The following is a 7,483-nucleotide window of genomic DNA, read 5'->3' on the forward strand; positions in this document are numbered from 1 at the left end:
AGTTGGAGTCATTACCAAATAGTGCATATAACTATTTACCACATCAATATTAAAAATCTTAGACATCTGTAAAATCTTTCGCGCGCAATCACTTACGCGTTCATACTTTTCAGGATGGTATTGGAAGGTTAATAAATATGAATACAACAACACCCACTGGGATGCTGCAACAACCTCGCCCATTTTTCATGATCTTTTTTGTCGAATTATGGGAGCGATTCGGCTACTACGGCGTGCAAGGCGTGCTGGCGGTTTTCTTCGTTAAACAGCTCGGATTCTCACAAGAGCAGGCCTTTGTCACCTTTGGCGCTTTTGCTGCGCTGGTCTATGGACTTATCTCCATTGGTGGCTATGTCGGCGACCACCTACTTGGGACTAAACGCACCATTGTTCTTGGGGCTATTGTGCTGGCGATTGGTTACTTCATGACCGGAATGTCGCTACTTAAGCCTGATCTGATTTTCATCGCCCTGGGCACTATTGCCGTCGGCAACGGCTTGTTTAAAGCCAACCCGGCAAGCCTGCTTTCTAAATGCTATCCACCGAAAGACCCGCGTCTGGATGGTGCTTTCACTCTGTTTTACATGTCGATCAATATTGGTTCATTGGTGGCGCTGTCGCTGGCACCAGTGATTGCCGATAGATTTGGTTATTCCGTTACCTATAACCTGTGCGGGGTAGGTTTGATTGTCGCGCTACTGGTCTACATCGCCTGTCGCGGGATGGTGCAAGATATTGGTTCAGATCCTGACTTCCGACCACTGAACTTCGGCAAACTGTTGTACGTGTTGATTGGCAGCGTAGTGATGATCTTCGTCTGTGCATGGCTGATGCACAACGTAGAAGTCGCCAATCTGGTGCTGATCACCCTCTCCATCGTCGTCACCATTATCTTCTTCCGTCAGGCATTCAAGCTGGATAAAACCGGGCGCAATAAAATGTTTGTCGCCTTTGTGCTGATGCTCGAAGCGGTGGTGTTTTACATCCTCTACGCCCAGATGCCAACGTCGCTGAACTTCTTTGCCATCAACAACGTGCATCATGAAATTCTCGGTTTTTCCATCAACCCGGTCAGCTTCCAGGCACTTAACCCGTTCTGGGTGGTACTCGCCAGCCCAATACTGGCGGGCATTTACACTCATCTGGGTAACAAAGGCAAAGACCTCTCGATGCCGATGAAATTTACTCTCGGCATGTTTATGTGCTCGCTGGGTTTTCTGACTGCCGCCGCTGCGGGGATGTGGTTTGCTGATGCGCAGGGGCTGACATCACCGTGGTTTATCGTGCTGGTTTACTTGTTCCAGAGCCTGGGTGAACTGTTTATTAGCGCCCTGGGGCTGGCAATGGTTGCTGCTCTGGTGCCGCAGCATTTGATGGGTTTTATTCTGGGGATGTGGTTTCTGACGCAGGCTGCCGCGTTCTTGCTCGGCGGCTATGTGGCAACATTTACCGCAGTGCCAGACAATATTACCGATCCGCTTGAGACGTTACCTGTCTACACCAACGTGTTTGGTAAGATTGGTCTGGTCACGCTGGGCGTTGCAGTAGTGATGTTGATGATGGTGCCCTGGCTGAAACGAATGATTGAGACACCGGAAAGCCATTAATTTTTTTGCAGAAAAACGGGTAGCTATAACGCTACCCGTTTTACTTTTACTCCGGCGTACCCGCATAAATATCAAAGCGATGCCCTTTGGTAACAACCGCGTTCGGTGTGGCGACATTCGCCAGCGGCGGCGCATAGTCCGGGCGCTTCACCACCACGCGTTTGGTCGCCAGCAACCGCGCAGGCTCCAGCAACCCATCGGCATCGAGATCCGGCCCCACCAGCGACTGAAACACACGCATCTCTTTTTTCACCAGCGCGCTTTTCTGCTTATGTGGGAACATCGGGTCAAGATAGACCACCTGCGGGCGCGGAGTAATATCGGTCAGCGCCGTCAGACTGGAAGCATGAATCAACTGCAACCGTTCCTGCAACCAGCCGCCGATTTCCGCATCGGCATAGCCACGCGCCAGGCCATCGTCGAGCAATGCGGCAACCACTGGATTACGTTCCAGCATCCGCACGCGGCAGCCGACCGAAGCCAGCACAAAGGCATCGCGCCCCAGCCCTGCGGTGGCGTCGACGACATCCGGCAGATAATCGCCTTTAATGCCCACCGCTTTTGCTACCGCCTCACCGCGACCACCGCCGAATTTGCGTCGGTGCGCCATTGCCCCGCCGACAAAATCAACGAAAATGCCGCCAAGTTTCGGCTCATCACGCTTACGCAGTTCCAGATGCTCCGGCGTTAATACCAGCGCCATCAGGTTGTCTTCATCATGTTCCAGCCCCCAGCGGGTCGCCAGAACAGATAAGGCGCCGTCTCCGGCGCCCGATTCATCAATTAAGCAGATTTTCACTGACTGATCAGCCCTTAATGCCGTAGTGCTCCAGCATCGCATCCAGTTGCGGTTCACGACCACGGAAGCGTTTGAACAGTTCCATAGGCTCTTCTGAACCGCCACGGCTCAGAATGTTGTCGAGGAACGACTGTCCAGTATCACGGTTGAAGATCCCCTCTTCCTCAAAGCGCGAAAAGGCATCCGCCGCCAGCACATCGGCCCACAGGTAGCTGTAGTAACCTGCGGCATAACCACCGGCAAAGATATGGCTAAATGCATGTGGGAAACGACCCCATGACGGAGACGGCACCACGGCAACCAGTTTTTTGATTTCTGCCAGGGTTTCGAGGATTTTCGCTCCCTGATCCGGGCGGAACTCTGCATGGAGGCGGAAATCGAACAGACCGAACTCTAATTGGCGCAGAATAAACAGCGCCGCCTGGTAGTTCTTCGCCGCCAGCATTTTATCCAGCAGCTCTTTCGGCAGCGGTTCGCCGGTTTCATAATGACCGGAGATAAACGCCAGCGCCTCCGGCTCCCAGCACCAGTTTTCCATAAACTGGCTCGGCAGTTCGACCGCATCCCACGGCACCCCGCTGATCCCGGAAACACCGGCAGTTTCGATGCGGGTCAGCATATGGTGCAGGCCATGACCGAACTCGTGGAACAGGGTGATTACTTCGTCGTGGGTAAACAGTGCCGGTTTACCGTTCACCGGACGGTTGAAGTTACAGGTCAGATAAGCGACCGGTTTTTGCAACGAACCGTCGGCTTTGCGCATCTGGCCTACGCAGTCATCCATCCACGCCCCGCCGCGCTTGTTCTCACGGGCATACAGGTCGAGGTAGAAGCTGCCGCGCAGTTCGTTGTTCTCATCATACAGTTCAAAGAAACGTACATCCGGGTGCCAGACATCAACATCTTTACGCTCTTTCGCGGTGATGCCGTAAATACGTTTCACAACTTCAAACAGCCCGTTAACCGCTTTGTTTTCCGGGAAGTACGGACGCAGTTGTTCGTCGCTGATGCTGTAGAGGTGCTGTTTCTGTTTTTCGCTGTAGTAAGCGATATCCCACGGCTGCAACTCATCGACGCCAAATTCGGCTTTGGCGAAGGCGCGCAGTTGCGCCAGCTCTTTTTCACCTTGCGGACGCGCACGTTTTGCCAGATCGGTTAAGAAATCAAGCACCTGCTGCGGGTTCTCCGCCATTTTGGTAGCCAGTGATTTGAAGGCGTAGTTTTCAAAGCCCAGCAGTTGCGCCAGTTCGTGGCGCAGGGCGAGGATCTCTTCCATCACCTTGCTGTTGTCCCACTTACCAGCGTTCGGGCCTTGATCGGAGGCGCGGGTGCTGTAAGCGCGATACATCTCTTCACGCAGAGACTGATTGTCGCAGTAGGTCATTACCGGCAGGTAGCTTGGGATATCCAGCGTCAGCAGGTAGCCTTCCAGCCCTTTCGCTTCGGCCTGGGCTTTTGCCGCAGCCAGCGCGCTTTCTGGCATCCCCGCCAGCTCCGCTTCGTCGGTGACGAGTTTGGTCCAGCCCATCGTCGCATCGAGGACGTTGTTGCTGTACTGGTTGCCCAGCTCAGAAAGACGGGTGGCAATTTCGCCGTAACGCTGCTGTTTCTCTTTCGGCAGACCGATGCCAGAGAGTTCGAAGTCGCGCAGTGCGTTATCAACCGCTTTTTTCTGCGCCGTGTTCAGCGTGGCGTAGTAATCGCCATCGCGCAGATCGCGGTACGCTTTGTACAGCCCTTCGTGTTGCCCGACCCAGGTGCTGTATTCCGACAGCAGCGGCAGCGTTTGTTCGTACGCTTCACGCAGTTCCGGGCTATTTTTCACCGAGTTCAGGTGGCTGACCGGGGAGAAGATACGTCCCAGCACATCGTCCACTTCCGCCAGTGGCTGGCAGAGATTTTCCCAGGTGTACGGTGCCCCCTGCGCTACCACGCGCTCCACATTTTCGCGGCAGTCGTTCAGCGCCTTAGTGACAGCAGGAACGACATGTTCCGGGAGAATTTTAGAAAACGGCGGCAATTCAAAGGGAGTCAGTAACGGATTCGTCATAGGTACAGTCCTGGTTAAATAGAGGGAACGAAACGCTCACAGGCGCTTTCGCCGGAGGCGACGCAGACGTCTTATCCAACCTACGTTAATAGGCCGATGCCATCCGACGCGTAATGGGTAATAGCATGGGGTTAAGTGTAGTGAATTTCAATGAGAAACGTTACGCTTTCGCGGCGACGGCCTCTTTTCGGTATACTGTCCTGATATGCTTTTGTGCGCCCCAAATACGGGCCGATTTTTACTTACCGGAACACCTTTACCCATGCTCAGTTATCGCCACAGCTTTCACGCTGGCAACCACGCCGACGTCCTTAAACATACCGTTCAGAGCCTGATCATCGAGTCGCTGAAAGAGAAAGATAAACCGTTTCTCTATCTCGATACCCACGCGGGTGCCGGGCGTTATCAGTTAGGCAGCGAACATGCCGAGCGTACCGGCGAATATCTCGAAGGTATCGCCCGTATCTGGCAGCAGGACGATTTGCCCGCAGAACTGGAGGCGTACATCAATGTGGTTAAACACTTCAACCGTAGCGGTCAGTTGCGTTACTACCCCGGATCACCGTTGATTGCTCGCCAGCTACTGCGCGAGCAGGACAGTCTGCAACTGACCGAGCTGCACCCGAGCGATTACCCGTTGCTGCGTTCTGAATTTCAGAAAGACAGCCGTGCGCGCGTCGAAAAAGCCGACGGTTTCCAGCAGCTTAAGGCCAAGCTGCCGCCGGTTTCTCGCCGTGGTTTAATCCTTATCGATCCGCCGTATGAAATGAAAACTGACTATCAGGCGGTGGTCAGCGGGATAGCAGAAGGTTACAAACGTTTCGCCACTGGCACTTACGCATTGTGGTATCCAGTGGTGCTGCGCCAGCAAATTAAGCGCATGATCCACGACCTGGAAGCGACTGGCATTCGCAAAATTCTGCAAATTGAACTGGCGGTACTGCCAGACAGCGATCGCCGTGGCATGACCGCTTCCGGCATGATTGTGATTAACCCGCCGTGGAAGCTGGAACAGCAGATGAATAACGTGCTGCCGTGGCTGCACAGCAAACTGGTTCCGGCAGGCACCGGGCACGCCACCGTAAGCTGGATCGTGCCGGAGTAATTGCAGCCATTGCTGGCACCTATTACGTCTCGCGCTACAATCGCGGTAATCAACGATAAGGACAATATGTCATGACTAAACACTATGATTACATCGCCATCGGCGGCGGCAGCGGCGGTATCGCCTCCATCAACCGCGCGGCTATGTACGGCCAAAAATGTGCGCTGATTGAAGCCAAAGAACTGGGCGGCACCTGCGTGAACGTCGGCTGCGTGCCGAAAAAAGTGATGTGGCACGCGGCGCAAATCCGTGAAGCGATCCACATGTACGGCCCGGATTATGGTTTCGATACCACCATCAATAAGTTCAACTGGGAAACGTTGATCGCCAGCCGTACCGCCTATATCGACCGTATTCATACCTCCTATGAAAACGTGCTCGGTAAAAATAACGTTGATGTAATCAAAGGCTTTGCCCGCTTCGTTGATGCCAAAACGCTGGAGGTAAACGGCGAAACCATCACGGCCGATCATATTCTGATCGCCACCGGCGGTCGTCCGAGCCACCCGGATATTCCGGGCGTGGAATACGGTATTGATTCTGATGGCTTCTTTGCCCTACCCGCTTTGCCAGAGCGCGTGGCAGTGGTTGGTGCGGGTTACATCGCCGTTGAACTGGCTGGCGTTATTAACGGCCTCGGCGCGAAGACGCATCTGTTTGTGCGTAAACACGCGCCGCTGCGCAGCTTTGACCCGATGATCACTGAAACACTGGTCGAAGTGATGAACGCTGAAGGCCCGCAGCTGCACACCAATGCAATCCCGAAAGCGGTGGTGAAAAATGCCGATGGCAGCCTGACGCTGGAGCTGGAAGATGGTCGCAGTGAAACGGTGGATTGCCTGATTTGGGCGATTGGACGTGAACCTGCCAATGACAACATCAACCTCGAAGCCGCTGGCGTTAAAACCAACGAAAAAGGCTATATCGTCGTCGATAAATATCAAAATACTAACGTTGAAGGTATTTACGCGGTGGGCGATAACACAGGTGCAGTGGAACTGACGCCGGTCGCGGTGGCGGCGGGTCGCCGTCTCTCTGAACGGCTGTTTAACAACAAGCCGGATGAGCATCTGGATTACAGCAACATTCCGACCGTGGTCTTCAGCCATCCGCCGATTGGTACTGTTGGTTTAACGGAACCGCAGGCGCGTGAGCAGTACGGCGATGATCAGGTGAAAGTGTATAAATCGTCTTTCACCGCGATGTATACCGCCGTCACCACTCACCGCCAGCCGTGCCGCATGAAGCTGGTGTGCGTTGGCCCAGAAGAGAAGATTGTCGGTATTCACGGCATTGGTTTTGGTATGGACGAAATGTTGCAGGGCTTCGCGGTGGCGCTGAAGATGGGCGCAACCAAAAAAGACTTCGACAACACGGTTGCCATTCACCCGACGGCGGCAGAAGAGTTCGTGACAATGCGTTAAATGTTAAAGGGCAAAGAGTGGTGTGCTCTTTGCCCTTAGCTACGTTTCCGCTATCAGTTCAGAAGCTGAAGCAGAAAGCGGATCAGTTCCAGTAGCGCAATTAACGCTCCAAGAACGATGATTGCTTTATCAATCACCCGTTTTCTCCATGCGATGGAGTGAGAATGCATCCGTTTACTCATCCATTGCCTGTCACGGCGCATGTCCCATTGTTAGATGTGGGCAATCTCACTCCGGCCAGAGCATCAGTTAACGGCACCACCCGTACTTCTGACCAGGACTTTGAAAGCGTTTATGCGCATTACCAGAGTGAAAATGCCTCAGAACTAACTGGATAATCATACAGTACATGCAGGTTATAAAACCAGCATGTCCTTGCAATGGTTTCAGTATGGTATTAGCATTGATGCGTTAGATGATGGCATTCTCACTCCAGCCAGAGCCACCAACTCTGGGCTGCAAAGTAAAAAACCGACGCGAAGTCGGTTTTTTTACGTC

At 53.5% G+C, this 7,483-nt stretch carries 6 protein-coding genes; 3 read left to right on the plus strand and 3 right to left on the minus strand.

The window, feature by feature from the left end; all coding sequences use genetic code 11:
* Nucleotides 1-137 precede the first annotated feature (137 nt).
* The gene (gene dtpB, locus A7589_RS22260; protein WP_001098673.1) at nucleotides 138-1,607 is read left to right on the plus strand and encodes a dipeptide/tripeptide permease DtpB; all 1,470 of its coding nucleotides are present in this window, start codon (nucleotides 138-140) and stop codon (nucleotides 1,605-1,607) included.
* A 46-nt stretch (nucleotides 1,608-1,653) separates the two neighbouring features.
* Here dtpB and rsmJ read toward each other — a convergent pair whose 3' ends face one another.
* Both rsmJ and prlC read right to left on the minus strand, forming a co-directional pair.
* Nucleotides 1,654-2,406: a 16S rRNA (guanine(1516)-N(2))-methyltransferase RsmJ gene (rsmJ, locus tag A7589_RS22265; RefSeq protein WP_000686600.1), complete on the minus strand. Its 753-nt coding sequence runs from the start codon at nucleotides 2,404-2,406 to the stop codon at nucleotides 1,654-1,656.
* 7 nt (nucleotides 2,407-2,413) lie between these two features.
* Nucleotides 2,414-4,456 (minus strand): oligopeptidase A, encoded by a 2,043-nt coding sequence (prlC, locus tag A7589_RS22270; RefSeq protein WP_105282515.1) that lies wholly within the window; start codon nucleotides 4,454-4,456, stop codon nucleotides 2,414-2,416.
* 262 nt (nucleotides 4,457-4,718) lie between these two features.
* Here prlC and rlmJ point away from each other — a divergent pair, with 262 nt between their 5' ends.
* Together rlmJ and gorA are read left to right on the plus strand one after the other, a co-directional pair.
* Complete coding sequence (gene rlmJ / locus A7589_RS22275; RefSeq protein WP_000954225.1) at nucleotides 4,719-5,561, plus strand: 23S rRNA (adenine(2030)-N(6))-methyltransferase; 843 nt, start codon at nucleotides 4,719-4,721, stop codon at nucleotides 5,559-5,561.
* A 71-nt stretch (nucleotides 5,562-5,632) separates the two neighbouring features.
* Nucleotides 5,633-6,985 (plus strand): glutathione-disulfide reductase, encoded by a 1,353-nt coding sequence (gorA, locus tag A7589_RS22280; protein ID WP_000160819.1) that lies wholly within the window; start codon nucleotides 5,633-5,635, stop codon nucleotides 6,983-6,985.
* Nucleotides 6,986-7,038: 53 nt separating this feature from the next.
* Here the strand turns inward: gorA and dinQ are convergent, their stop codons facing one another.
* Nucleotides 7,039-7,122 (minus strand): damage-inducible type I toxin DinQ, encoded by an 84-nt coding sequence (gene dinQ, locus A7589_RS22285; RefSeq protein WP_001295215.1) that lies wholly within the window; start codon nucleotides 7,120-7,122, stop codon nucleotides 7,039-7,041.
* Nucleotides 7,123-7,483: the final 361 nt, after the last annotated feature.

This window comes from Escherichia sp. MOD1-EC6475, from assembly GCF_003046645.1.
Taxonomy (GTDB): domain Bacteria; phylum Pseudomonadota; class Gammaproteobacteria; order Enterobacterales; family Enterobacteriaceae; genus Escherichia; species Escherichia ruysiae.